Below are 2,109 nucleotides of genomic sequence, written 5' to 3' on the forward strand. Positions count from 1 at the left end.
CAGCGGATGCTAGAAGTCTGCCCGGTGCGGACAGGAGATCAGGTTCTGGACGTGGGCTGTGGCCTTGGGCACGAGGCGCGCCGCCTCGCCCAGCAAGTGGGACCGCAGGGACGGGTGGCCGGAATCGATGCCAATCCAGCCATGATCACCGAGGCTCGCCGGCGCGGCGCGGGCTTGGCCCTCCCCGTCAGTTTCGAAGTCGGCGACGCCCACCATGTCGGGCTCCCGGGCAGCAGCTTCGACCTGTGCCGGACCGAGCGCGTCCTGCGCTACGTGGACCGGCCCGAGGCCGTGGTGGCACAGATGGTCCGCCTGACGCGTCCCGGCGGGTCCGTGCTGGCCTTTGACTTCGACTCCGATCAAACCGTGGTCGACGCGCCGGACCCGGCGCTGGTGCGCCGGATCGCCGAAGTGCTGGATGCCGCGGTGCCACACCCCTGGATCGGCCGTCAGTTGTTCCGGCTGTTCCAGCGCGCTGGCCTGCGCGACGTGCGTGTGGTCCCGCACGCCCTGTGCTTTTCCGGAGCGGCCGGGTTCGCCTTCTATCAGCGGCTCAACAAGGGGACGATCGACCAGGCCGTACAAGCTGGTCAGCTCAGCGCCAGCGAGGCGGCCGCATGGTGGGCAGGCCTGGAGCAGGCCGGGGAGGCCGAGACGTTCTTCTCCGCGGTCATGGGATTCATCGCCGCTGGCCGCAAAGCATAGGCAACGGCCGACCGTGACCGGGTAGGCGCCACGATCTGTGATCGGCGTTCGACCGCAGCGAAGCGCGCATCGCCGCCGTTCTGGTCGGCTTCAGTACCTTCGGTGTCAGCCCGCTGCAGCGTACAGAATTGGCCGATCGGGCGCACGCCTGTCGATGCGCCCGCCGGGCGGACGGTCCGCGTCTGTTCGGTCCGGCTGGTGTCATTCACCCACCGGCCGGTCGCGGCGATCTGCTATGAGGTCGAGCCGGTGGACGGTCCGGCGCGGATTACCGTGCAGTCCGAACTGACCGCCAACGAGCAGCTGCCACCGGCTGGCGCAGATCCCCGAGTGGCCGCGGCGCTCGAGGACCCGCTGCGCGGCGAGTACCACGACGCCACCGGAACGGCCGTGGTGCTGGTGCACAAGACCAGGCGAAGCGGGCTGCGGGTCGGCGCCGCTATGGATCACCTCGTCGACTGCCCGGCCCCGGTGCGGGCTGAGTCCCGGTTCGCGGACGGCGGCCTGGTCACCGCCGCGACGGTGCTGGCGCCGGGCCAGAAGCTGCGGGTGATCAAGTTCGGGGGTTGAAGTCCCTAGGGACACAAGCCCCGGGATTCGGTGGGTGCCTGCGAGCAAGGCCACGCCACCGCGCGCGAGCGCCTCTCGATCCCCGCGCGGGCAATGCGGTCACATCAACGTGGCGAGAATGTCGTCACGATCACCTCGATACAGCCCCGCTCAACCAACTCGGCCAGGGCAATGATGCACAGCGCCCGGGATCTTCAAACCCGGCTCCGCATCGACCTCGCCATCCAGATCGGCAATGCGGTTGAGCCTGTGCCGCACGCCCACGCGCAGGTAACGGCCGATCGGCGTCCTGGCGCAGGTCCGGGTCTGCTGTGACACCCCACAAGAAGCCTCGGTCGTGGACGCGCTCGCCTCGTTCGGTGTGGTGCACGCGGACATGCCCGTGACGCTGGCCAATACCTGGCTCGCCGTCCGGGGGCCGGCCTGTTCGGAGGCGCCTGCCCGCCACTGTTTTCCCTGAACCGCCAGGGCCTGATGAGCTGCGGCGCTGCTACAGGTCGTTATGGCCTGGCGGCCTGCGCCTGGAGCTTGGCCCAGGTGTCCCTGAGGCCGAGGGTGCGGTTGAAGACGAGCCGTCCGGGCGTCGAGTCGGGATCCGGGCAGAAGTAGCCGAGGCGCTCGAACTGCACGGTCTCACCGACCGGCAGTTCCGTGAGCGCAGGCTCGACCAGGCACTCCTGGAGCACCGTCTCCGAGTTGGGGTTGAGGTCGGCGTAGAGGTCGCCGTCAGCGCCGGGATCGGGGCGGGTGAAGAGACGGTCATAGATACGCACTTGGGCGGGCACGGCGTGCTCGGACGAGAGCCAGTGCAGCGTCGCCTTCGGCCGGCGCCCG

The 2,109-nt window shown here is 69.5% G+C and carries 3 protein-coding genes and 1 pseudogene; 3 read left to right on the forward strand and 1 reads right to left on the reverse strand.

The genetic code is table 11. The features are described 5' to 3' along the window. The 3 genes from VJT49_RS02090 to VJT49_RS02100 all read left to right on the forward strand — a co-directional run. Positions 1–705 (forward strand): methyltransferase domain-containing protein (locus tag VJT49_RS02090; protein ID WP_324162546.1); only part of this gene is annotated, 705 nt, incomplete at its 5' end. A gap of 102 nt (positions 706–807) precedes the next feature. Then, complete coding sequence (locus tag VJT49_RS02095; protein WP_324162548.1) at positions 808–1,275, forward strand: hypothetical protein; 468 nt, start codon at positions 808–810, stop codon at positions 1,273–1,275. Between the two features lie 337 nt (positions 1,276–1,612). Then, positions 1,613–1,735, forward strand: coding sequence for a hypothetical protein (locus VJT49_RS02100; RefSeq protein WP_324162550.1), 123 nt, complete (start codon positions 1,613–1,615; stop codon positions 1,733–1,735). Between the two features lie 40 nt (positions 1,736–1,775). On the opposite strand, the pseudogene VJT49_RS02105 reads toward VJT49_RS02100, so the two are convergent. After that, positions 1,776–2,109, reverse strand: a pseudogene (locus VJT49_RS02105) (glutamine--tRNA ligase); the annotation flags it as partial.

It is taken from the genome of Amycolatopsis sp., from assembly GCF_035276945.1.
Lineage (GTDB): Bacteria > Actinomycetota > Actinomycetes > Mycobacteriales > Pseudonocardiaceae > Amycolatopsis_E.